Annotated in this window: 24 protein-coding genes; 15 read left to right on the forward strand and 9 right to left on the reverse strand. The window is 68.0% G+C overall.

Annotation, left to right across the window (positions count from 1 at the left end; genetic code table 11):
• Window positions 1-34 precede the first annotated feature (34 nt).
• On the reverse strand, window positions 35-2,791 hold the full coding sequence (gene mutS / locus MUN73_RS06865) for a DNA mismatch repair protein MutS (RefSeq protein WP_250139716.1): 2,757 nt from the start codon (window positions 2,789-2,791) through the stop codon (window positions 35-37).
• Between the two features lie 157 nt (window positions 2,792-2,948).
• Here mutS and MUN73_RS06870 point away from each other — a divergent pair, with 157 nt between their 5' ends.
• Window positions 2,949-4,451, forward strand: a complete 1,503-nt coding sequence (locus MUN73_RS06870; protein WP_250139717.1) for a winged helix-turn-helix transcriptional regulator — start codon at window positions 2,949-2,951, stop codon at window positions 4,449-4,451.
• 243 nt (window positions 4,452-4,694) lie between these two features.
• Here the strand turns inward: MUN73_RS06870 and gvpO are convergent, their stop codons facing one another.
• From gvpO to gvpA, 3 genes are read right to left on the reverse strand one after another with little or no spacing between them, the layout of a single operon-like run.
• Window positions 4,695-5,237 (reverse strand): gas vesicle protein GvpO, halophile-type, encoded by a 543-nt coding sequence (gvpO, locus tag MUN73_RS22685; RefSeq protein ID WP_321575758.1) that lies wholly within the window; start codon window positions 5,235-5,237, stop codon window positions 4,695-4,697.
• A 46-nt stretch (window positions 5,238-5,283) separates the two neighbouring features.
• Window positions 5,284-6,312, reverse strand: coding sequence for a gas vesicle protein GvpN (gene gvpN / locus MUN73_RS06880; protein ID WP_250139718.1), 1,029 nt, complete (start codon window positions 6,310-6,312; stop codon window positions 5,284-5,286).
• Complete coding sequence (gvpA, locus tag MUN73_RS06885; RefSeq protein ID WP_250139719.1) at window positions 6,312-6,599, reverse strand: gas vesicle protein GvpA; 288 nt, start codon at window positions 6,597-6,599, stop codon at window positions 6,312-6,314. Before gvpA ends, gvpN begins: the two co-directional genes overlap by 1 nt.
• Before the next feature lie 323 nt (window positions 6,600-6,922).
• Between gvpA and MUN73_RS06890 the strand changes: the two genes are divergently transcribed.
• The 8 genes from MUN73_RS06890 to gvpM all read left to right on the forward strand — a co-directional run bounded on the left by MUN73_RS06890 (window position 6,923) and on the right by gvpM (window position 11,845).
• Window positions 6,923-7,540 carry a GvpL/GvpF family gas vesicle protein gene (locus MUN73_RS06890; protein ID WP_250139720.1) on the forward strand — a complete coding sequence of 206 codons (618 nt, stop codon included), beginning with the start codon at window positions 6,923-6,925 and terminating at the stop codon, window positions 7,538-7,540.
• A 2-nt stretch (window positions 7,541-7,542) separates the two neighbouring features.
• Window positions 7,543-7,797: a gas vesicle protein GvpF gene (gene gvpF, locus MUN73_RS06895; protein WP_250139721.1), complete on the forward strand. Its 255-nt coding sequence runs from the start codon at window positions 7,543-7,545 to the stop codon at window positions 7,795-7,797.
• Window positions 7,797-8,654: an Hsp20/alpha crystallin family protein gene (locus tag MUN73_RS06900; RefSeq protein ID WP_250139722.1), complete on the forward strand. Its 858-nt coding sequence runs from the start codon at window positions 7,797-7,799 to the stop codon at window positions 8,652-8,654. Before gvpF ends, MUN73_RS06900 begins: the two co-directional genes overlap by 1 nt.
• Window positions 8,647-9,576 (forward strand): hypothetical protein, encoded by a 930-nt coding sequence (locus MUN73_RS06905; protein WP_250139723.1) that lies wholly within the window; start codon window positions 8,647-8,649, stop codon window positions 9,574-9,576. The genes MUN73_RS06900 and MUN73_RS06905 overlap by 8 nt, the downstream gene beginning before the upstream one ends.
• A 68-nt stretch (window positions 9,577-9,644) precedes the next feature.
• Window positions 9,645-10,220, forward strand: a complete 576-nt coding sequence (gene gvpJ / locus MUN73_RS06910; RefSeq protein ID WP_250139724.1) for a gas vesicle protein GvpJ — start codon at window positions 9,645-9,647, stop codon at window positions 10,218-10,220.
• 1 nt (window position 10,221) lies between these two features.
• A complete protein-coding gene (gvpK, locus tag MUN73_RS06915; protein ID WP_250139725.1) occupies window positions 10,222-10,566 on the forward strand; it encodes a gas vesicle protein GvpK in 345 nt (114 codons plus the stop codon).
• A gap of 20 nt (window positions 10,567-10,586) precedes the next feature.
• Complete coding sequence (gvpL, locus tag MUN73_RS06920; protein WP_250140811.1) at window positions 10,587-11,459, forward strand: gas vesicle protein GvpL; 873 nt, start codon at window positions 10,587-10,589, stop codon at window positions 11,457-11,459.
• Window positions 11,456-11,845 carry a gas vesicle protein GvpM gene (gene gvpM, locus MUN73_RS06925; protein ID WP_250139726.1) on the forward strand — a complete coding sequence of 130 codons (390 nt, stop codon included), beginning with the start codon at window positions 11,456-11,458 and terminating at the stop codon, window positions 11,843-11,845. Before gvpL ends, gvpM begins: the two co-directional genes overlap by 4 nt.
• Window positions 11,846-11,988: 143 nt before the next feature.
• On the opposite strand, the gene MUN73_RS06930 is transcribed toward gvpM, so the two are convergent.
• Window positions 11,989-12,204, reverse strand: coding sequence for a hypothetical protein (locus MUN73_RS06930; RefSeq protein ID WP_250139727.1), 216 nt, complete (start codon window positions 12,202-12,204; stop codon window positions 11,989-11,991).
• 658 nt (window positions 12,205-12,862) lie between these two features.
• Here MUN73_RS06930 and MUN73_RS06935 point away from each other — a divergent pair.
• A complete protein-coding gene (locus MUN73_RS06935; RefSeq protein WP_250139728.1) occupies window positions 12,863-13,021 on the forward strand; it encodes a hypothetical protein in 159 nt (52 codons plus the stop codon).
• Here MUN73_RS06935 and MUN73_RS06940 read toward each other — a convergent pair.
• Together MUN73_RS06940 and MUN73_RS06945 are read right to left on the reverse strand one after the other, a co-directional pair.
• Window positions 12,976-14,043 carry a zinc-dependent alcohol dehydrogenase family protein gene (locus MUN73_RS06940; protein ID WP_250139729.1) on the reverse strand — a complete coding sequence of 356 codons (1,068 nt, stop codon included), beginning with the start codon at window positions 14,041-14,043 and terminating at the stop codon, window positions 12,976-12,978. The two genes, MUN73_RS06935 and MUN73_RS06940, sit on opposite strands and share 46 nt — an antisense overlap.
• Window positions 14,044-14,112: 69 nt before the next feature.
• Complete coding sequence (locus tag MUN73_RS06945) at window positions 14,113-14,520, reverse strand: hypothetical protein (protein WP_250139730.1); 408 nt, start codon at window positions 14,518-14,520, stop codon at window positions 14,113-14,115.
• 117 nt (window positions 14,521-14,637) lie between these two features.
• Between MUN73_RS06945 and MUN73_RS06950 the strand changes: the two genes are divergently transcribed.
• The 5 genes from MUN73_RS06950 to MUN73_RS06970 all read left to right on the forward strand — a co-directional run bounded on the left by MUN73_RS06950 (window position 14,638) and on the right by MUN73_RS06970 (window position 18,454).
• Window positions 14,638-16,440, forward strand: a complete 1,803-nt coding sequence (locus tag MUN73_RS06950; protein WP_250139731.1) for an aldehyde ferredoxin oxidoreductase family protein — start codon at window positions 14,638-14,640, stop codon at window positions 16,438-16,440.
• The gene (locus tag MUN73_RS06955; protein WP_250139732.1) at window positions 16,433-17,194 is read left to right on the forward strand and encodes a DUF7124 domain-containing protein; all 762 of its coding nucleotides are present in this window, start codon (window positions 16,433-16,435) and stop codon (window positions 17,192-17,194) included. Before MUN73_RS06950 ends, MUN73_RS06955 begins: the two co-directional genes overlap by 8 nt.
• A 129-nt stretch (window positions 17,195-17,323) precedes the next feature.
• Entirely contained in the window at window positions 17,324-17,581 is a 258-nt protein-coding gene (locus tag MUN73_RS06960) for a hypothetical protein (RefSeq protein ID WP_250139733.1), read from the forward strand.
• 203 nt (window positions 17,582-17,784) lie between these two features.
• Window positions 17,785-18,138 carry a hypothetical protein gene (locus tag MUN73_RS06965; RefSeq protein WP_250139734.1) on the forward strand — a complete coding sequence of 118 codons (354 nt, stop codon included), beginning with the start codon at window positions 17,785-17,787 and terminating at the stop codon, window positions 18,136-18,138.
• A 148-nt stretch (window positions 18,139-18,286) separates the two neighbouring features.
• Window positions 18,287-18,454, forward strand: a complete 168-nt coding sequence (locus tag MUN73_RS06970; protein ID WP_250139735.1) for a hypothetical protein — start codon at window positions 18,287-18,289, stop codon at window positions 18,452-18,454.
• 90 nt (window positions 18,455-18,544) lie between these two features.
• On the opposite strand, the gene MUN73_RS06975 is transcribed toward MUN73_RS06970, so the two are convergent.
• Both MUN73_RS06975 and MUN73_RS06980 read right to left on the reverse strand, forming a co-directional pair.
• Window positions 18,545-19,177: a TorD/DmsD family molecular chaperone gene (locus tag MUN73_RS06975; protein ID WP_250139736.1), complete on the reverse strand. Its 633-nt coding sequence runs from the start codon at window positions 19,175-19,177 to the stop codon at window positions 18,545-18,547.
• The gene (locus MUN73_RS06980; protein WP_250139737.1) at window positions 19,174-21,396 is read right to left on the reverse strand and encodes a hydrogenase iron-sulfur subunit; all 2,223 of its coding nucleotides are present in this window, start codon (window positions 21,394-21,396) and stop codon (window positions 19,174-19,176) included. The genes MUN73_RS06975 and MUN73_RS06980 overlap by 4 nt, the downstream gene beginning before the upstream one ends.
• Window positions 21,397-21,485: the final 89 nt, after the last annotated feature.

Genomic DNA, 21,485 nt, shown 5'->3' on the forward strand with positions numbered 1-21,485 from the left:
CTCACCCAGTCGTCGCCGTTCCCCACCCGTTCGACTACTCCTCGAGCAGCCGTTTCAGCCGATCGAGTTCCGTCAGCGCCTCGACGGGAGTGAGGTGTGCGAGGTCGAGCGCCCGGAGTTCGGCGGCGACGTCGGTCGGCACGTCACCTACGTCGGAGCGTGGCTCCGACGAGGATCGCGAACCAGGGGTTCGCTCACCCCCGTCTGCGGTCGCCTGCCCCGTTCCCGCGTCGTCGACTGGCGACACCTCGGACTGGTCCCGGTCGTCCCCGGCGATCGGATCGTCGGCCGCCTCCGCGACCAAATCCCGCGATCGATCCACTACCGACTCCGGAACGCCGGCGGCGGTCGCGACTTCGACCCCGTAGGACCCCGTCGCCGCGCCGGGGGCGATCTCGTGGTGGAAGACGACCTCGCCATCCTCCTGGTCGACCTCGAAGTGGAGCGTGAACGCGGCCGGGAGGTCGTCCGCGAGTTCGGTCAGCGGGTGGTGATGCGTCGCAAAGAGCGTCGTCGCGCCGACCTCGTCGTGGAGGTGTTCGGTGATCGCCTGCGCGATCGCGAGACCGTCCGCGGTCGACGTGCCGCGGCCCACCTCGTCCAACAGCACGAGCGATCGCTCGTCGGCCTCCCGGAGGATCGTCGCGAGTTCGTCCATCTCGACCATGAACGTCGATCGGCCGCCGGCGATGTCGTCGCTGGCACCCACGCGGGTGAAGATCCGCTCGACCGGCGTCAGCCGGGCCGATCGCGCGGGGACGAAACTGCCGACCTGCGCGAGGAGGACGATCTGGGCCACCTGCCGCATGTACGTCGACTTCCCCGACATGTTGGGGCCGGTGATCACCGCCAGCCGCCGATCGTCGTCGAACCGGGCGTCGTTCGGAACGAACGACTCCTGCGTGCGCTCGACGACCGGGTGGCGGCCGCCCTCGACGTCGATGACGAGGCCGTCGTCGCCTCCGGTTCCGTCCCGATCGAGGATCTCGGGCCGACAGTAGTCGTACTGGGCCGCGGCGGTGGCCAGCGAGACGAGCGCGTCGAGCGTCGCGACGGCGTCGGCGAGCGCCTGCACGCGTTCGACCTCCTCGGCGATCTCGCGGCGTACCTCCCGGAACAGTTCGTACTCGCGTTCGTCCGCGCGCTCTTCCGCGCCGACGATCTCGTCCTCGCGCTCCTTGAGTTCGGGCGTGACGAACCGCTCGGAGTTTTTCAGCGTCTGGCGGCGCTGGTAGTTCTCCGGCACCGCGTCGAGGTTGGGGTTGGTCACCTCGATGTAGTAGCCGTGGACCGAGTTGTAGCCGACCTTCAGCGAGTCGATCCCGGTCCGGTCCCGTTCCGCCTCCTCGAGGTCGTCGATCCACTGTTTGCCGTTCCGGGCCGTCTCGCGCAACGCGTCCAGGTCCTCGTCGTACCCCTCGGCGATGATCCCGCCCTCGGTGATCTCGATCGGCGGGTCCGCGACGATCGCGTCCTCGATCAACTCGCGGACGTCGGCGAGCGGGTCGAGGTTGGCGTGGAGGTCCTGGAGGCGGTCGCAGTCGGCGTCGGCGAGTTGCGCCCGGATCTCGGGGACGACCGCCAGCGTGTCCCGGAGCGAGCGCAGGTCCCGCGCGTTGGCTCGCTCGCGGGAGATGCGACCGATCAGTCGCTCCAGGTCGTAGACGTCCCGCAGGCGGTCGTGGAGCCGTTCCCGCCGCTGGACCGCCCCCGTGAGTTCGTCGACGGCATCGTGGCGGGCCGCGATCCGATCGGGATCGAGCAACGGCCGGCGGAGCCAGTCCCGGAGTTTGCGGCCGCCGAGAGCGCTGGCGGTCTCGTCGAGCACGCCGACCAGCGTGGCGTCCTCGCGGCCGTAGACGGCCCGCGGCTCGAACAGTTCGAGGCTCCGCAGGGCGACGGCGTCGAGGAGGAGGTACTCGCGGGGATCGTACCGGGTGAGGCGGGTGATGTACTCGAGTCGGTGGGCCGAATCGGCCGCGAAGACGGCGTCGACGCGCCGGTCGTCGTCCTCCCCGCGTTCGCCCTCGTGTTCCCCGCCGCGGACGTACTCGGCGTAGGCGAGCAACGCGCCGCAGGCCCGAATCTCCGCGTCGCTGGCGAGCAGTGCATCCGGGTTCCGGAAGTAGGTCGAGAGTTTCTCGCCGGCCCGATCGCGATCGAACGCGCGGGCGTCGAACGGCGTCACCATGCAGTCCTCGGGGACGAGGTCGGCCGGAGCGTCGGGACCGACGACCGCCTCGGAGGGGTCGAACCGGCTCACCTCGTCGGCGATCGACTCGCTCGCGGTCGAACTCGTCGCGAGGAAGTCGCCGGTCGAGACGTCGAGGAGGGAGAGCGCGAGGGCGTCGCCGTCCCGCGCGATCGCGGCGACGAAGTTGTTGTCGTCGCCCGCGAGCAGTTCGTCCTCGGTGAGCGTCCCCGGCGTGATCACGCGGGTGACCGCCCGCTCGACGACGCCGGAGGTCTCGCCCGGTTCCTCGACCTGGTCGGCGACCGCGACCCGGTACCCCGCCTCGAGCAACTCCTCGACGTACGACTCGGCGTTGTCGATCGGGATGCCGGCCATCGGGTACTCGCCGGTGCTGTCCTCGCGACTGGTGAGCGTGATCTCGAGCAGTCGCGCGGTGCGTTCGGCGGCCTCGCAGAAGGTCTCGTAGAAGTCCCCGACCTGGAAGAGTACGAGCGCGTCGTCGTAGCGCGCACAGAGGTCGTGGTACTGGCGCATCATCGGCGTCAACTCGTCGCGTTTCTCGGCCATCGCGTCGGGCGGGCCAAGCGCCGAATCCATGTCTCAATTCCGCCGCCGCACGGGGAAATACCTTGCTGGATCTCTCCCCGGATCGATCGCGGTCGATCGGTTCTCTGCTCGACTGATCGAGTCGTCTGACTGTCACGCTATCGGAAAAAACGTATTACGGGGGCTCTCGAAGAGGGGAGTGATTGACATGGAACCGGGCTCGTCGATCGGTCGGGTACTCGCGTTTCTGGCCGTCACGCTGCTGATCAGCAGCGCCCTCGTCGGCGTCGCCGTCGCCGCGCCGTCGAGCACGACCGACGCCGGCCTGCTGGAGTCGGAGCGCACCGATCGCGTCGGCGCCATCGACGACGAACTGAACGACACGACCGGGACCCTCGAGAACACGACGAACGAGACCACGGACACGATCGAGAACACGACGAACGAGACGACAGACGCGATCGCGACCGTCACGAACGAGACGACCGACGCCCTCGCGAACACCACCGACGAAACGACGGACGCCGTCGAGAATACGACGTCCGAGACGACCGACGCCGTGGAGAACACGACGAACGAAACTACCGGCGAACTGGACGACCCCGTCACCAACACGACCGAGGACGCCGTCACGGGCGTCTCCGACGGCCTCGAAAACACGACGGGGACGACGACCGATCTCGTCGACGACGGCGTCGAACTGACGGCCGACCTCGTCCAGTACACCGTCGACGAGACGACCGGCACGATCGAGTACACGGTCACCGGAACGACGAGCCTCGTCGACGACACTGTGGCGGAGACGGGGACGCTCGCCACCCTCGAGATCGACGACCGGCGCGCGCAGTCGTCGGCATCGATCGAGCGGCCGGAAGCCGAGTCGTCGAGCGAAGACGGGGCGACCGCTTCGGATGCGGACTCGGACGACGCAGGGACGAGCGGCGACGAGACGGGCGACGCCGATCGATCGAGTCCGGATACGTCGTCGACCGCCGCCGACGCCGTCCTGGTCGGCCTCATGGGTGCGATGACCGCGACGGGTGCCGCGGCCGGCGGGTCCGGCGCCGGCGCTGGCGGTGCGGGTGGATCGTCGGCCACCGCGAGGGCGCTTCGCCACCTCCGGCACGCGAGAGCCGAGTTCCCGTGGAAGCTCTTCCCGATCTTCAAGTACAGCCGCTACGACGACTCCGATCCGCTCGAGAACGATCGGCGTCGGGCGGTCTACGAGACGATCGAAGCCGATCCGGGCTGTTACCTCTCGCGGATCAGCGAACGAAGCGACGTCTCCCTCTCGACGGTCCGCCACCACGTCCGCATTCTCGAGGACGAAGGACTGGTGTCGACCGCCAAGATCAACGGGAAACGGCGGTACTACGTCGAGAACGAGACGCCGGCGGACTCTCGAGAGGACGGCGACGCCGTCCGTGACGTCGCACTCCACGCCGCGCTCGACGAACCCGCCAAACGCGACGTCCTCGAGACCCTCGCCGACCTCGGCCGGGCACCCAACGGGCGACTCGCGGACGCCCTCGATCGGGACCCGAGCACGGTCTCGCACCACCTCTCCTCGCTCGCGGACGACGGGCTCGTCGTCCGCGAACGCGACGGCCGATCGATGGTCAACGAACTCGCCCCGCGAGTCGAGGCGGTCCTCGCCGACGAGGGGGCGGCGGGGGCCGACGCCTCGTCGCCGACTCCGGCCGACGATTGATACGGTCTGCTGTACCGGGTTACCGGTGCAACCGTGACCGCCCTGCGGTTGCACTGGAACTGACTTCCAGTCGTCCGTACGAGCGCGATCGGGACGCCGATCGAGCGAGCGATTCCAGGCACCGCTCGCGAGCCTCTCGGCGATATCGTGACAGAAACAGCCCAACGCTACAGTCGCGACTGACGGCCCCCGGACGGGGTGTGACGAGTGCTCCCGGGAGTGCCGGGCGTGATCCGTCGGCGCCTAGCCCTCGAACGACGTCGTGTCGCCGCGCCGGTAGCGATCGAGTCGCCGGTAGCCGTGGACGGTGCCCTCGGTGTCGAGTTCGATCTCGTACCGACCGATGATGTCCTGCGTGTCGGGCACCGATCGGCGTTCGACGACCTCGACGACCGCGCGCCAGCCGTCATCGGTCGGCGCGATTTCGCTGACGGCGTCGAACTCCCGGCCGATAAGTTGGCCCGCAGTCGATCGGACGGTCTCGCGAATGGCGAGGACGCCCGCGATCTCCTCCCGATCGGCGTCGACGTCGGCGTCGACGGTCTCCGGATCGACTCGTTCCTCGGCGGTCATGTCGGCCGCGGGCGATTGTCGGCCCTCGCTTTCGGTTTCCTGTTCGTCCGCTCGCTCCTCCTGTTCGACGGCCTGGCTGTCGTTCACGGTTGGATCACTCTCGTCGTGCTGGTAACAGAACCCATCGTCCTGGGCTGGCCGCGAGCAGCGCTCGCCGTCCCCGGTGAGCGCCATGCACTGGTCCGCTTGTTGTTTCGTGTCGGCTTCGGCCATGGTCGTGGTAGATCTCGGTGTGCGTGCTGTACGTTCACAGAGCGACTCAGATCGTCTCGGCGATCGTCGACCGCAGCGCGTCGACGTCGTCGACGCCCTGGCCCGCGATCTTCGGCGCGAGAACGTCGGTGAAGACGTCCGTCAGCACCTGCTCGTCGATCGTGCCGTTCTCGGACGCGCCGTCGAAGACGGCCACGCCCTTCGCGGCCGTGATCGCCGCGCGCGTGCCGACGACCATCTCGAGTTCGTCGCGGAGTTTGCGGGTCGTCGCGACGATCGTCGCGACGTCGTCGTCGGAGAGGTCGACGTGTGCGGCGACGATCTCCCGTTCGGTCTCTTCGTCGTAGAAATCGACGTGGACGCCGACGAACCGATCGAGCAACGCGTCCTGTTGCCGGTGGACGCCGGCGTACTCGACGTCGTTCGACGTGAGGATCACGCGGAAGTCGGGGTGGACCTCGAGCGTCCGGTCGTCGCCGCGTTTGCCCGGTCGCTCGAGGACGCCCTCCTCGAGCACCGAGAGCAACACGTTGTGGGCTTCCGGATCGCTCCGCGAGAACTCGTTGTAGACGAGCGTCGCGCCCTCCCGGACCGCGACCGAGAGGGGGTTGTCGACCCACCGCTGGCGGACGATCTGGGTCTTCTTGTCCACGCCGCTGACGTACCGATCGTGTTCCTCGTATCGCTCCCCGCCCGCGTGTTCACCGACGAGCGCGGCGGTGTCGACGGCCTCGTCGCCGTTGAGCCAGACGACCGGACGGCCGCGTTCGGCCGCGGCCGACAGTGCGAGTGCCGTCTTCCCACAGCCCGTCGGGCCGATCAGGTGAACCGGCTGGTCCGCGTCGAGCCAGCCGGTGATCCGATCGCGGAGCGACGCGACTGTGTCGGTCTCGACGAACGGCTCGGGAACGACCGCCTCGGGATCCGCGAGCGGGCTATCGCCGTTCCGATCGCCGGCCTGCGACGCCTTTCGCGCGAGTTCTTTCTTCGCTCGTCGGCCCTCCTTGCGCTCGCGATCGCGTCTGATCTTGCGGCCGCGCACCTTGCGCTTGCGGGAAGACGAGTCGCCGGCCATTATTCGGTCGCTGACTGTGGCGACGACTCCGGCCGCGGCTCGACCTCGAGCTCCTCGAGTTCCTCGAGATCGCCCTCCGCGGTGGCCTGCTCAATTTTCGCAATCTCCTCCGCGTAGTGCAGGAACGTATCGACCGAGGCGACGACGACGCGGGCCTCGATCGTCAGCAACTCGATCCCGACGACCGAGATGCGCGCCCAGACGTCGATGACGACGCCCTTGTCGAGAATGCGGTCCAGTACTTCCGCGAGACTCGAGGAGTCGGGTCTGCGTTGTGGTTGTGCCATAGCTACATCCGCTCGTTCACGCCACCTTCGTAACACGGCTTGCACTGCGACTGCAAGCCGCCAAGAAGAACGCCTGACGGCCCCGGCTCGAGCGCGTCGGAACGCCCAGCACGGTGGCTCGCGAGACGCGCGATACGACTATCAGGGACCGATCGCCACGGGGTCGTCCCACTGCCATTGCAAGCACCACGGTAAGGCCGCGGGGGCGCAAACGTCGCGTGACGAGTTATCACAGTCGCAGTATCGTTCCAGAACGCGATCGAACAGCTATCCCGCACCGTACGGCCGACCACGACCGCTACCCCCGAGCACGTCCCCGACCGATGACACACCGCTACGTCTACGGCGTCGTCGACTCCGACGACGTCGAGTTCGAGACCGACGCCGTCGCCGGAGCGACGCAGATCTACACGATCGCACACCGCCGACTCGGTGCCGTCGTCTCCGACATCGACACGACAGATCCCGAAGAGACCGACGAGGACGCGCAGCGCCACGACGACGTCCTCCGCGAGATCATGGACGACGGCCACACGGTCGTCCCGATGCAGTTCGGCATGGCCTTCGAGAGCGATCGGGCGCTGAAGAACGTCCTCCGGGGCGCTCGCCCCGCGTTCCGCCGGGCGATGAACGACGTCGAGGGCCGGATCGAACTCGGCGTCAAGATCGTCCGCGACGAGGACGACGACGTCGATCGGGGGACGATCGAGGAGTCGGTCGCGGACGAACTCGAACCGATCGCGGCACAGTCCGTCGCGAACGACCTGTTCAGCGATCGCCTCGTGCTCAATCGGTCCTACCTCGTCGAACGCGACGACCGCGAGGTGTTCGACGCGGCGATCGCGCGACTCGAGGACGAGCACGAGGATCTCACGTTCCGCTACACGGGTCCGTTCGCGCCGTACAGTTTCGTCGACGTCAAGATCGGGGCCCAGCGCTAACCATGTTCATCCTCGACGACCTCCTGTTTCGACCGATCGTCGGCATCGTCGACACGCTCCACACGCTGGCGCTCGACGAACTGTACGACGTGGAGGGACTCGAGGACGACCTCAAGGAGAACCAGTTGCTGTACGAACTCGGCGAGCGCTCCGAGGAGGAGTACCGGCGCCGGAAGGAGGAACTCGAGGAGGAACTCGAGATCGCGCGGGAGATCCACGAGGAACTCGCGAGCGGCCGCGTGGAGGTGAAACGATAATGAGTGACAGGACCGACGACAGCGACGACGAACCGGCCGACGACCACCGCGACGAGTCCGAAGATCTCGAGGAGTTCGATGCGACCGACGAGTCGGCCGACCGCCCGATCGACGGCGACGACGCCGGTCCCGGAACCGACGAGAGCGAAGCCGAGCCGTCGGAGTCGGAGCAGGACGATAGAGATCCGTCGGAGCCGAAGCGGGTCGATCGAGAGTCGACCGAGGCCGCGTCCGGGGACGCTCGTCACGATGGGGACGAGTCCGATCGTGACGGGGACGAGTCCGATCGGAGCGACGACGACCGGCGAGCGGCGCCCCGGGATCCACACCCCCACACACGGGCGGCAAACGCTGGCTCGGACGACGGCCACTGGCTCTCGAACCTGATCGACGCGCTCGAGCGACTCGAGGGGAGTTCGACGTCGGGTCAGCGCCGCAGTGACAGGACGGTTCTCGACTACGACGTCTCGATCGGTACGGCGTTCGACTCGGACGACGACGAGTCGGCGGAGTCGCCGTTCGGATCGCGTCCGATCGACGAGTCGGGGGAATCGCGGCGGGACCGGCCGCGAAAACGCCGTCGTCGCAACAGTTCCACGGGCGGCCACCACCTGACGACCCGGACCGGCGAGGACGAACTGCTGGTGACGGCCGACGTCGCCAGCGCCGACCCGGACGACGTTACGGTCGGCTTCGACGACGGCACGCTCGTCGTCGCCGTCGGCGACCGAGAAATCGATCGGGTCGACGTTCCCTGGACCGATCGATCGGCGGACGCGACGATCAAGAACGGAATCCTGACCGTCGAAGTGACGCCTGGGACCCGATCGACGGACGAGGTGGACGACGATGAGTGACGGGGACTCCTTCGCGCGTCTGCTCGCGGACGCGGAGGACTGCCTGACGAACCTCGACGACTGTCTCGGCGGCGTGGAGGATCTGGACGAACTCGACGCCGACACCCTCGAAGGGGTCCAGTCGGACCTCGACACGCTCACGCGGGTCGCGACGGAGACCGGCGAGTTGCTCGAGGCGCTCGACCTGACCGACCTGCCGGAGGCCGTCGACGCCGACGAGTTGTTCGAGGCGATCGACGCCGGCGAAATTCCGGACGCCCTCGCCGACGAAGACACGGGCGTCGGCGACGTCGTCGAGTTCACGCAGGTGTTCCGGGCGATCGACCTGCTGGAGGCGTGGGACGCCACGGACCTGACCGACATCTGGGCGGAGAAACGCGAACTGGACGACGCGATCGAGGCGGCTGCCGACGAGGGTGAGGACGCAAGCGCGGTCGAGAAGGCCGCCGCGACCGTCGCGGACGACGACGAGTCCCTGCTCGGCGACGAGGACGGGGACCTGATCGGCGACGACGACGAGGATCTGATCGAGACAGACGTGGATCCGGTGGAAGGGACGAAGGAAGCGCTCGGCAAACCCGACGTCGCCGAGGATCCCGAGGCCTACCAGGTGTTCATCCAGAAGCAGGCGATGAAGGGACTCGATGCGTTCCGGGAGGCGCTGCTCGAGACCAACGCGAAGTTCGAGCGCCTGTACGAGATCAACCGCGAGAAGATGCGCCGCCAGGACACCAGCACGAACTCCCGGAACCCGACGGCGGCGTCGACGATCCAGACCGATCGGCGCGACCTCGGCGGCGGGGCCCGTCACGCGACGGTGCCACAGCAGGTCAAACTCTCGACGGCCCCCAGTCGCAAGCGGATCTACGGCCGGCGGTTCGAGATCGAGCGACAGAAACGGAGGACCGACAATGACGACTGATTCACCACTCAAACGACGGGAGTATCGGGCGGGAACTGCACCACGATCGGGAGGATCCGGCTCGGGAGGTGAGCGCCGTGCCGCATGATTTCCAGCCCAGCCGCCAGAAGACCGACCTCGCCGACGTCATCGAGATGCTCCTCGACAAGGGGATCGTCATCAACGCCGACATCGCCGTCTCGATCGGCGACACGCAACTGCTCGGCGTACAGATCCGGGCCGCGATCGCCTCCTTCGAGACGGCTGCCAAGTACGGCCTCGAGTTTCCGGAAGGCACCGATATGCGGCGGCTCGCGGCGGCGGTCGGCGAACCGGAACTCGCGGAGATGGAGCGACCGAACCCCGTCATCGATCCCACCCGCGGCGTCAACGTGACGCCGAATCCCGAAGAGGGCGGCGACGACGAATCGGGCGACGGCGGGGAGGGCGACGACGAGAGCGGCTCGCTCGACATCGAGGAGGATCGCGTGTCCGAACGGGTCGGGAAGCGGCCCGATCCCGAGCGGCCGACCAGCGGCGGGTTCGACCTGCTCAGTGACGATGCGGACGACGATGGGGAGGACGCGGCAGACGACGAAGCCGGGAGCGACGAGGGAGGGACAGAGGACGAAGCGGAAGCGGCCCCCGAAACGGAGGAGTCCTGAGATGCCCACGATCGACGTCGGCGACGGCGAGGACGCGCGCCAGGGACTCGTCACACTCGTCGTGACCGTCGTCGAACTCCTGCTCGAGGCCCTCGAACGCGAGGCGGTCCGCCGCATGGAGTCGGGAAACCTTGCCGACGAAGAAATCGATCGGCTCGGGACCCAACTGGCGACGATCGAGGCCGAAATCGAACAGATCAAGGAAGACGAAGGGATCGAGGAGGGGGTCGACGACCTCCGTGGCGACCTGGACGGACTGGTCAGCGACGCGATCGAACGGTTCGACGAGGAACCGGAGGCCCACCGGAAGCCCGGCTACTCCGTGTTCGGAGGTGAGGAGCCGTGAGTTCCGACGACCCGGAGACGATGACCGATCGCGATCGACGGGGGGAATCCCCGGACGACGAGGGACTCCCGGAGATCGAGGAGGGGCGGTACCTCTACTGTCTCGTCCGGGCCGACGGGGACGAGACCATCGACACGACCGGCGTGGATGGCGAACCGGTCTCGCTGCTCACGGTCGACGGCGTCGGGGCCGTCGTCCACCAGTGTGACACGATCTACGACTCGGCCGACCTCACGGAGGTCAAGCGGTGGCTCGTCCGGCACCAGACGGTCGTCGACGAGGCCGGCGAGGCGTTCGGCACGCCGATCCCCTTCCAGTTCGACACGATCCTCCGCGGCGGCGACGAGGGACTCCGCGAGTGGCTCCGCGAGGAGTACGAGACGATCGATCGGGCCCTGTCCGAACTGGCGGGCCACTGGGAGTACCGCGTCGAGGTCGTCGAGACCGATCCGATCGACGACGAGGCGCTGCTCGAGCGCGACGATCGGCTTCGCGAACTCGACGAGCGGATCGACGCGTCGGAAGAGGGCGCCGCGTTCCTCCTCGAGAAACAGTACGAGCAGCGGGTCAGGGAACTCCAGCAGGCGCGCCGGGAGTCGCTGAGCGACGACCTCCAGGGACGTCTCGACGACGTGACCCGGGAGGTCCACGCGCTCGAGCGCTCGCCCAGTGCGACGCTCGGGGACGGATCGGCCGACGGTGCGCCGGCGACGGACGGCGAGACGCTCTGTCGGCTCACCCTGCTCGCCCACGAAGACGACGAGGAGGCGGTCGGGTCGATCCTCGACGACGTCGCGGCGAACCCCGGACTCGAGGTCAGGTTCACGGGCCCGTGGCCGCCGTACACGTTCGCGCCGGAACTCGGCGACGACGAGGGAGCAACCCAGCCATGAGACCGAGACGAGACGACGAGACGTTCGTCGACGTGATCGACGTGTTGCTCAGGGACGGTATCGTCGTCCGTGCGGACGTAATCGTCTCGGTCGCGGAAATTCCGCTCGTCGGGATCAAACTCACGGCGATGCTCGCCGGGATGGAGACGATGAACGAGTACGGCGTCTTCGAGGAGTGGGACGCCAGACAGCGCCGACGGGCGATCAGTCGGGGGCAGTACGAGGGCGGCGATTCCGGCGAGCAGGTGGCCGACGACGTGTACGACCGACTCACCGTCGGTCACAGGGACGGGGACGCCGACGCCGATGGAGAACGTGCGGCCGCGGAGAGCGACTCCAGCGGCGAAAGCGGCGACTCCAGCGGGGCTGTCGAAGACGATCGGTGACCACGATCGAAACTGAAACGGTTGGCATCAGAACAATCGACGGCGACACGGGCGGCGTGTCGTGGAGGGACGATCACGTCCAGAGCCGCGATCGAGTGGTAGCGCTGTCCAGCCGTCCGTCGCCCCCAGGCGGGGGCGATCGGTCAAGCCTGCTTCGGCCGTTCCTTCGTGAGTTCGACGTCGCCGGAGACGGTGGCCTCGTCCCGATCGTCGTCGTAGACGTACTGGCCGGTTCCCTCGCAGAGGGTACACTCGTAGGTCTCGGAGATCTCGTTGATCATCTCCCCGTCCTCGAAGTAGACGCGGCTCTGGGTAATCTGCAGGAACTGGGGGGTCTCGCAGTTAGTGCAGGTGATCATATCGAGTGGGTCAGGCCGGTCGGTTGTAGTTATCCGGCTTGTAACCGAAAGTGAGGGTTTCCTATGGCCGTCTTACTCCCGAAACCGCCACGCCACGACGCCCGAATCGTGTGGTGAAGTCGCATGCCCCCGTCCGGACGACAGGCGGTGCGTAACCGACCTCTAACCGGCGCTTAATCACCGGGCAGCGATGGAGTACGACCGATCTCGAAACCACGGCGCGATCGCTGGAAGGGGTCGGTTATCCGGGGCCGAAACGGGCGGTTCGACCGATCGCGTGGGCCGAGGGACTCGGTCCTGATGATCCCACCCGGCTATCGCTGGGCCGGCCCGCCGTCGCAGGGAAAGCGGGAACGGGCGGCCGGATACTGCAAGCAGGACCGTTTATGCGGGGGCTAGCGGCCGAGGGAGCCGATCGCCGGAATCGTAGCGCTTCCCTGTTCGCGAGGTAGTCCGTCCCTTGCTGTGGATCGGGAACGCTACCGGGTGCAAAACCGCCGTATAACAAATGGGGGTTCGCTCGTTGGCCTCACGTGCGGGGATGGAACGCCCCGCCGGGTACACGCCAGGCCCAGACCACAACGCGCTGACCAGCCGATTGCGTGCGTTCGTGCCCGGATCGCTCGGAAGTGGACTCGCCCCCGCTTCGAGTTAGCTCATGTCTCTCACGCCAGGCGGGCTCCCGCCCCCGCCCGGCTTCCAGCACACGACCGGCGACCGATCGGTCTCGATCGGACGACGCGTCGTCGAACGGTTCCTCCCGCCCGTCGATCAGCCCGAGAACTCGGTAACGACGGGGATGCCGATCGTCTCGTAGTCGTCCATCGAGGCCAGCGTCTCGGGGAGTTCGTCGAGCGTGAGCGTCTCGCCGATGATCTTCCCCGGTTCGAGGGTGTCCTGTGCGATCAGGTCGAACAGTTCCTCGTATCGGACCAGCGGCATCCCGAACGAGCCGTGGAAGTCGATCTCCTGCATCGTCATCTGGTCGATGGGCAGGTCGATCCGGCCCTCTTCCTCGCCGGTGGTCAGGCCGACCTGGACGTGGGTGCCCCGCGTCCCGAGGCTGGCGATCGAGTTCTGGCACGTCTCCGCGATCCCCAGCGCGTCGATCGAGACGTCCGCGCCGCCGCCAGCCAGCGCCTTCACTTCGTTGGCCGGGTTCTCGACCTCGGTCACGTTGACCGTCTCGACGGCCCCCAGTTCGCGGGCGCGTTCGAGTTTGTCCTCGCGGACGTCGACCGCGATCGGGTGCGCGCCGAGCGCGCTGGCGATGTGGATCGCCGAGAGCCCGACGCCGCCGCAGCCGTGGACCGCGACCCAGTCGCCGGGCCGGAAGTCCGCCCGGTCGGCCAGGGCGTGGTACGCCGTCATGAACCGACAGCCCAGCCCAGCCATTTCTGCGAAATCGACGTCGTCCGGGAGTTTCACGCAGTTGAAGTCGGCCTCGCGGACGGGGAACGCCTCGGCGAACGCCCCCGGCGAGATGCTCGTGAATCCGAGCGGGATGACCGTCTCGCAGTTGTTGGCCCGTCCCTCCCGACAGTGCGAACAGGTCCCGTCGCCGAGGTGGAACGGGACCGTGACCCGATCGCCCTCCGAGAGCGTCTCGACGTCCTCACCGACCGCCGAGACGACGCCGGCGGGTTCGTGGCCGAGGATCTGGCCCTCGGGCGTTTGCACGCCGACCCAGCTCCAGTCGCCCTGCCAGCCGTGCCAGTCGCTCCGGCAGACCCCGCAGGCCTCCGTCTCGACGATGACCTGGTCCGGTTCCGGCTCCGGATATTCTACGTCCTGCACTTCGAGCAACTCCCCGTGTTCTTCGAGTACGGCCGCTCGCATACGGTGACAATTCAGCGAGCGAGTACAAAAGTGTGGGAGGTGTTCACGAGCTTCGCATCCCCGGTTCCCTCACCGCGACCCGACCAGCAGGTCCGAACTCTCGGGCGAGAGTTCGACGGTGACGTTCTGGCGGGTCTGGTCGTCGATCTGGTCGATGTTCCGCGTCAGCACTTCGAGGACGTCCTCGGGCTCGGGGTAGACGAGCAGGTTGCCGTCCCCGTCTTCCATCACGAGTTGCGTGTCCGCGAGGGTCACCTGGTCCTCCTCGATCCGGGCCACGATCGCCGGAAGCGCCTCCGCACCGCCGACGTCACCCTCCTCGACTTTGGCGATGTACACCGTCTCGACGCCGATCAGGTCCTTGTACTCCCGGACCACTTCCGCACACGCGACCATGTCCCGCGTGATGGCCGTCTTCGCGTCGTTCCCGTGGGTCCCCTCGTAGCAGTGGTTGCAGACCCGGAGTTCCATTCGCATGTTTCCCTGCTAGCGATGAACAGGCAAGGGAATTTTCGTGAGCGGACGTGAGAGTCAGCGGTAGTTGCAGATTCCCGGCCAACCGTTAAAGGCCGCCGGGCACGTACGTGGCATTCGATGACACGGGACACTCCGCCGCGCCTCCTGCGGGTCGACTGCACGACCCGGACCGTCACCAGCGAGCGGATCCCGGAAGCGTGGCTCGAGGCCTACGTCGGCGGCAAAGGTCTCGGCGCGCGGTACCTCTACGAGGAACTCGAGGCGGGGACGGACCCGCTCGCGCCCGAGAACGTCCTGCTGTTCATGCTCGGGCCGGTCTCGGGACTGACGCCCGGCGAGGCCCGGTACGCGGCGATCACGAAGTCCCCGCTGACCGGGACCTTCCTCGACTCCTACGGCGGCGGGAGCTTTCCCGATCGACTCGCCGGCTCGCTCGGGGCACACATGGGCATTCTCGTGACCGGCCGATCGGACGAACCGATCGTCCTCGAGATCGAGGACGGCGAGGCGACGATCGATTCCGCGGCCGACTGCTGGGGGGCCGACGCGGCGGCGACCTGCGAGGCGTTTCCCGACGCGGCCGTCGCCTGCGTCGGCCCCGCGGGCGAACACGGCGTCCAGTACGCGACGATCGCCTCCGACGGCGGCGACCACCACGCCGGACGCGGCGGTGCCGGGACCGTGATGGGATCGAAGCGGCTCAAGGCGGTCGTCGCCCACGGGGACCCCCTCGACGAGCACGTTGCCCTCCGAGAGCGCTACGAACGGGCGTTCGCCGAGAGCGACGCCGGCCGCTGGCAGCGGGCGAGCGAGACGCTCGAGACGATCGACTTCGCGAACGAGGTGGGCGTCCTGCCCACCCGGGGCTGGCAGGAGGGGCAGTTCGACGGCGCGAGCGAGATCGGGATCGAGGCCGTCCGCGAGAACGCGCTCGAACGCGAGCGCGAGGACGAGGCCGTTCCCGGCGGCTTCCGCGTCGAGAGCGAGGAGGGTGACAGCGTCCCGCGCGGCGCGACGCCGATCGTCCTCGGGGCCGGTCTCGGGATCGACGACTTCGACGCCGTCGCCGCGCTCGGGGCGATCTGCGACCGCCTCGCGCTCGACGTGATCACGGCCGGGAACGCCGTGGCCTGGGCCGTCCGCGCGAGCGAGGACGGGATACTCGACCGGGACCTCTCGTTCGGCGACTACGAGGCCGCCAGGGACCTGATCCGCGAGATCGCGACCCGGGAGACGCCGCTCGGCGACGCCCTCGCGGACGGGATCGACGCCGCGGCCCGCGAGTTCGGCGGCGAGCGGTCGATCCCGACCGTGAAAGGGATGGACCTGTCGTCGTACGACCCTCGCGGTGCCGAGACGATGGCGCTCGCCTACGCGACGAGCGATCGCGGCGCCTGTCACCGCCGCGCCCGACCCGTCGAGACCGAGGCGCTGGGCCGATCGTGGGCGAGCGATCGCGCCCGGGTCGCCGCCGTCGTCGGCGAGCAGAACCGGCGGGCCGTCCGCTGGTGCCTGATCGCCGACGACTTCCTCGATGGCGCGCTGGCCGATCTCGGGGCCGAGTGGCTCGCCGCCGTGGGCCGGTCGTACGATCGGGACGCCCTCGCGACCGCGGGCGAGCGAGTCTGGACGCTGATCCGTCTGTTCAACGTTCGCGAGGGGTTCGACCGGGCCGACGACGACCTGCCGGCCGCCCTGCTCGACCCGCCCGCTGACGGCGACTGCGCGATCGATCCGGCGGCGTTCGAGTCGCTGCTCGATCAGTACTACGAGTATCGCGGCTGGGACGAGGCGGGGCGACCGACCCGCGAGACCGTTCGACGACTCGGACTGGCGTCGGTCGTCGACGACGCGACGCCCGTTCCCGCGGCGGACGCGGCCGGGGAGGACGGGCCGCCGGGGGTGACCGAGGATGACTGACCGGATCGACCTCGACGACCTCGAGCCCGAACCGGAGGCGGACGACCCCGACGGGAACGACGGCGACTGGGTGTGGCGCGACGACGGCGATCCGGACGCCGAACCCGACGCTCCGCCCTCCGAGCCCTCGTCGGCCGATCGGGATCGGGGCGGTGCGAGGGCGAGCGCGAACGGCGCGGAGGCGAACGCCACCGACGCCGATCCATCGGACGCTCCGGCACCGCACGTCCCGAAAACGGGCGACAGGACGCCGGCCGGAATTCCGGCCGCAGGACGCAGCGGAGACGCATCGCGATCGGCCGGTGCGGAAGCGGGCGGTACCGGACCCTCAGCACCCCGGCCGATGGGTGCCGACGCGGCGACGGGCCCCCACGGCGGCGGTGCCGACGACATGACGATGGCGATCACGTACGACGCCGTCCGGGACCTCGAACGGCCGGCCCGGGTCTTCGCGGGCGCAACGTGGGCCGACTGGATCGGCATCGTCGGCGACGTCCCCGCTCACGTGATCCAGAAGTTCCAGCGCGACCACGGGATCGACGCGGACTTCTTCAACGGAACCGGGACGGCCCCGGCCGAACGACTGGCCGAGATCGATCGCAACTCGATGTTCTACGCCGATCGGCTGGTCCTCGTCGGCCGCGCGGGTGCGGACGAATCGATCGCCGAGGACGCCGGCTGGGAGTTCGTCCCGCTCTCGGAAGCGGCCGCGAAGGCCGACTGGGACCTCGCGTCGGACGACGACGCGGCGTGATCGATCGCTCGATCCGCCGCCGGGGCCGTGAGCCGATTCGATCGTCGCGTATCGATCGAAATCCGTGACACTCACTGCGAGAGACCGTTCACGGTGGGAATTTTCACCGTGGGGAACGATACCACGGCCATGGGGATCCGAACTGCAATCGACCACAACCCGCTCATCGCGTTCGGCCTGCTGTTCGCGGCGGCCTGGACCGCGCTGATCGGACTCACCGTCGTGAACCGGATGGGCGGTCTCACACCCGGCAACTGGGTCGGACAGCACGGCTTCGGCGGCCTGATGGGCGTGATCGTGATGGGCGCGTTCCTCGGACTGATCCTGCTCGCGTTCGGTGCGCTCGGCGAACCGGATCCGGCGCCCGAGGAGTGGCCGCCCGAGTAACCCGCTAACCGACCTGCGTAACCCACATCCGACCTGCGACACCTCACCGTGCGACGCACTATGTACGCCGACCCGACACGCTGTGGACGATCGTATCGTCTCGGACGCGAACCGACTACCGCCTCGTTTCGGCCGCCTCACTCCGTCGAGGATCCGACTCGCCGGCCGATCGAGAGCGAGACGAACGCGGACGGACAGTCGCGATGACGCTCTCGATCACCGTCAGCGACCGGTTCCGGGAGGCGGCCGCCGACTGGGGCGACGATCGACTCGTGGACGAGGAACGGGCGCTCGAGACCAAGGCCGAACAGGCACTGCTCGAGATCGAACACCTCGTCGCCGGCGCCAGCGAGGTGTCGTTCGAGGTCGAGGGCGAGACGATCCACCACGACCCGAGCGACGACCTCGAGGCGTTCCTCGAGCGACAGGCCGACGCGTACGGACTCGACCCGGCGGACGTGCTCGCCCTCCACGTCGACCTCTTCGCTCGCGCGTTTCTCGAGGACGAGGGTGGCTCCGGGCCGGACTGGTCCGACGATCCTCGTCCCGGGCGGTGAGTCGGCGATCGGAGACGGTCCCGCGATCGACTCGCTCACCCCGCTCGTCCGCTCGGACGAAAGCGCCGCCCGAAACCGGTTAGCGGACCTGACAGACAGCCCGATCGCCACAAAGCTATATCCGTGCTACCGGTACACATGAGCCTGTATGACCCACACGAATTGGCGACCGAACCCGGGTCTCGACAAGAAGCGCGCAAAGGAGGTCTGGTACCACACCGCGCCACACGACGTCAACGACGGCGAAGTGGACGGAGAAGTTTCGTTCGACGACGAGATTCTGGAGCCGTTCCGCGACGACGAGAGCGACGAGTAACTCCTCCTCATACGGTTTACTGTACGTCAGTTCCGGCGCAACCGCGATCCGGGCGGCGGTTGCGCCGGTACATCGTTACAGCAATCCGTATCAGGCCATCTGCATCGCGATATCCTCCTCGAACGCGACGTATCCCTGCAGGATCGCCGCGACGGCAACGTAGAACCGTTCGTCGGTTTCCTCGCGGACGTCGGCGGCGAGGTCGTCGATCCACGCCGAGAGGTGCTCCTCGTGGAAGACGCGCTGGTAGCCGAACGTCTCCTCGTGACCCTGGCGCTGCTGTCGGATCAGGTACCGGAGGAAGGCGAGTTCCACGGCGACGTAATCGTTCTCCTCGGGGTACTCCTCGGGCGGCGACCAGCCGGCGGCCCCGTAACTCGCCTCGACCTGTGCCAGCCCCGACCCGCGGAAGTCGGTGTCCTCGCGGTAATAGGTTTCGTGGGCCATGATCTGCGGTCGCGGGCCGACGAACAGGCGCGTGAATTCCCGTTCCAGTTCGTCCCGGACGGCCCCGGGATTGCGGTCCGCGTTCGCCTCGACGAACGCCCGCAACTCGTCGAATCCCCGATCGAGGTCAGCGCTGACGCTCTCGTTCGGAAGCCGAACTTCGCCGCTCAGTAGCGTTTCGACGAACGACTCGCTCGGGACGTCCGCGAACGCGTCGATCAGGAAGGTCACGAGTTCGAGCCTGGCGTCGTACAGCGCCTCCTGGTCGACGCTCATTCGCTCCCACCTCGATCGTACAGGAGCGTGGCGCGACAGTCGCCACAGTAGTCGAAGATGCTCCCCGACGCGCTCGGTGCGAGGCCGGCGACGACGTCGCCGACTTCCTCCTGGATCTTCTCGGCGGATCCCTCGCTCGCGAACGGCGTGCCGCAGTGTGCACACTCGCGCATCGAGCCCTCGAACACCTCGACCCACGGGTCGCCGTCCCGGCGCTCGGGAAGCAGGGTGAGATCGAGCCCGTCTCGCATGGTCATGACGTCCTCGATGCAGCCCTCCTCGCAGGTCCCGCAGTTGACGCATCGCTCGTGGTTGAACTCGAGGGTCGCGGTCTCCTCGTCGCGCCGGATCGCGTCCGTCGGACAGAGGTTCGAACAGGTCGGCGTGAGCGTACAGCCCTCCGCGACGTCCATCCGGGCGAAGTCTTTCAGGCCGCGGATCACGTCCCGATCGGGATCCGCGTGGTCGACGATCGTCCGGACGCTCTCGAGGGTCCAGCCGTGACTGTCGAACGGCGGGTTCTCCCGGTCGGCGTCGCCGAACTCCGTTCGGCTGCTCGTGGAGCGTAGCTCCACGCTGCCGCCGGACTGCGTCCGGCTGTTCGCGGAACGTGGTTCCGCGCTGTCGATCCCGCCGGTGGCTTCGTGCTCGCCGACGGGGATCGGTGAGTCGTCCAGTTCGACGGCGAACGTCGAGATGTCCTCGACGAACGCCCCGTGATCGTCGGGATCGGGCGCGAAGAACCCGATGCGTTCGCCGAGACCGAGGTCCGTCGTCGCCCGGTTGAGGCGGTCCACGAGTTCGGACTTCGGATCGGGGCCCGAGTGCAGGCAGTCGCCGCCGCAGCCGACGATCGCGACGCCGTCCGCGCCGCAGGCCAGTGCGTGCATCGCGTGAGCCTCCCCAACGGTGTCCGTACAGTTCACGTGGACGGGAAGGATCGGCGGGTATTCGATTTCGGCCTTGCCAGCGGCGGCCAGGCGGCCGTACTCGGCCAGCGCGTCGTCCGCCCGTTCCGAGCAGACGAACGCGACGATCGGGGAGTCGACGTCCGTTCCCGATCGATCGAGGAGCCAGCCGCCTTCCTCGTCGGTCGGCCGGAGGAGGGCCTCGACTTCGCGAGCGATCCGCTCGTTCGACTGCTCGCGAAGCCTCGTCGCACCCGTGGGACAGGCGCTGGTACAGGCCCCGCAGTTCTGGCAGGCGTCCTTGTGGAACTCGACCGCGTCGATGCGCGATCGCTCGACCGCGTCGTGGGGGCAGGCCTCGACGCACTCGTTGCACCCCGGCTGACTCGAGTTCCCGGCCGCGCAGACGTCCATCTCGAGGTCGAGGTGGTCCGGTTTCTCGATCCCTCCGAGGAGGTCTTTCACGGCCGAGATTGTCGCCGCGTCGATCGGCGCGGTGTAGAAGCCGATCCGGCCGCCCCTGGTGCGCCGATCGGCGGCCGGGTAGACGATCTGGTCGAACTCGAGCGTGCGATCGACGCCCGCGAGATCGATCGCGTCGGTCGGACAGACGTCGGTCCACTCGCCGTCGGGCGCGTCGGGATCGATATCGACCGGGTAGCGCGTCACCGCGCCGTCCGGCCCGTCGTGGACGCACTTCATACAGGAGATGCAGTCCTCGGTTACGCGGGCGTCGAGACGGACCGAAAACTCGCCGTAGCGTCCGTCGACGTCGACGACGCGTCCGCGCTCGATCGTCACGTCGTCCAGGTCCGCCGCGGCGTCGACGTACTCGTTGCCGTCCGCGATCAGGGTAACGTCGGCGTCGTCCGCGAGTGCGGCGGCCGTTTCGGGATCGGCGACGACCGCCACGCTGTCGCCCGCTTCCCGCGAGATCGATCGGGAGACCGACTCCGCCTCGAGCCCCGCGTGCCGGGCGTTGACCATACGGGCCGTCTTGGCCGTCGCACCGGCCTCGTCGTGGACCCAGCCGGCGCTCTCGCGCTGGTCGACGAACGAGACGCCGTCGGGGTGGACCCCCTGTTGCTCGGCGACACGTTCGATCGTCCGCTGGGCCCCTCGCTCGGGACAGGTCACGATCAACTGGTCGAGATCGTACTCGTCGATCACCTCCTCCATCGCGGGTAGCCCGTCCTGACAGAGCAGGCTCGAACTCGCCGCGACCTCGACCCCCTCGATCCCCTCTCGAACCCCCTCGAGATCGACGTCACAGGTGTCAGCACACGAACAGGCGAAACTCCCGACTCTCATCCCATCCTGCTATTCCGTGATACGGTAATAGCGTTATGTGACTGATCGATGACTTTCTCCGGGTATTTCACGAGTTAATCACTCGTAAT

Origin of the sequence: Halosolutus amylolyticus (assembly GCF_023566055.1) — an archaeon.
GTDB lineage: Archaea > Halobacteriota > Halobacteria > Halobacteriales > Natrialbaceae > Halosolutus > Halosolutus amylolyticus.

Coding starts and splice junctions, on each gene's coding strand:
- mutS (WP_250139716.1), bottom strand. CDS start 2,791: ATGGATTCGGCGCTTGGCCCGCCCGACGCGATGGCCGAGAAACGCGAC.
- MUN73_RS06870 (WP_250139717.1), top strand. CDS start 2,949: ATGGAACCGGGCTCGTCGATCGGTCGGGTACTCGCGTTTCTGGCCGTC.
- gvpO (WP_321575758.1), bottom strand. CDS start 5,237: ATGGCCGAAGCCGACACGAAACAACAAGCGGACCAGTGCATGGCGCTC.
- gvpN (WP_250139718.1), bottom strand. CDS start 6,312: ATGGCCGGCGACTCGTCTTCCCGCAAGCGCAAGGTGCGCGGCCGCAAG.
- gvpA (WP_250139719.1), bottom strand. CDS start 6,599: ATGGCACAACCACAACGCAGACCCGACTCCTCGAGTCTCGCGGAAGTA.
- MUN73_RS06890 (WP_250139720.1), top strand. CDS start 6,923: ATGACACACCGCTACGTCTACGGCGTCGTCGACTCCGACGACGTCGAG.
- gvpF (WP_250139721.1), top strand. CDS start 7,543: ATGTTCATCCTCGACGACCTCCTGTTTCGACCGATCGTCGGCATCGTC.
- MUN73_RS06900 (WP_250139722.1), top strand. CDS start 7,797: ATGAGTGACAGGACCGACGACAGCGACGACGAACCGGCCGACGACCAC.
- MUN73_RS06905 (WP_250139723.1), top strand. CDS start 8,647: ATGAGTGACGGGGACTCCTTCGCGCGTCTGCTCGCGGACGCGGAGGAC.
- gvpK (WP_250139725.1), top strand. CDS start 10,222: ATGCCCACGATCGACGTCGGCGACGGCGAGGACGCGCGCCAGGGACTC.
- gvpL (WP_250140811.1), top strand. CDS start 10,587: ATGACCGATCGCGATCGACGGGGGGAATCCCCGGACGACGAGGGACTC.
- gvpM (WP_250139726.1), top strand. CDS start 11,456: ATGAGACCGAGACGAGACGACGAGACGTTCGTCGACGTGATCGACGTG.
- MUN73_RS06930 (WP_250139727.1), bottom strand. CDS start 12,204: ATGATCACCTGCACTAACTGCGAGACCCCCCAGTTCCTGCAGATTACC.
- MUN73_RS06935 (WP_250139728.1), top strand. CDS start 12,863: ATGTCTCTCACGCCAGGCGGGCTCCCGCCCCCGCCCGGCTTCCAGCAC.
- MUN73_RS06940 (WP_250139729.1), bottom strand. CDS start 14,043: ATGCGAGCGGCCGTACTCGAAGAACACGGGGAGTTGCTCGAAGTGCAG.
- MUN73_RS06945 (WP_250139730.1), bottom strand. CDS start 14,520: ATGCGAATGGAACTCCGGGTCTGCAACCACTGCTACGAGGGGACCCAC.
- MUN73_RS06950 (WP_250139731.1), top strand. CDS start 14,638: ATGACACGGGACACTCCGCCGCGCCTCCTGCGGGTCGACTGCACGACC.
- MUN73_RS06955 (WP_250139732.1), top strand. CDS start 16,433: ATGACTGACCGGATCGACCTCGACGACCTCGAGCCCGAACCGGAGGCG.
- MUN73_RS06960 (WP_250139733.1), top strand. CDS start 17,324: ATGGGGATCCGAACTGCAATCGACCACAACCCGCTCATCGCGTTCGGC.
- MUN73_RS06965 (WP_250139734.1), top strand. CDS start 17,785: ATGACGCTCTCGATCACCGTCAGCGACCGGTTCCGGGAGGCGGCCGCC.
- MUN73_RS06970 (WP_250139735.1), top strand. CDS start 18,287: ATGACCCACACGAATTGGCGACCGAACCCGGGTCTCGACAAGAAGCGC.
- MUN73_RS06975 (WP_250139736.1), bottom strand. CDS start 19,177: ATGAGCGTCGACCAGGAGGCGCTGTACGACGCCAGGCTCGAACTCGTG.
- MUN73_RS06980 (WP_250139737.1), bottom strand. CDS start 21,396: ATGAGAGTCGGGAGTTTCGCCTGTTCGTGTGCTGACACCTGTGACGTC.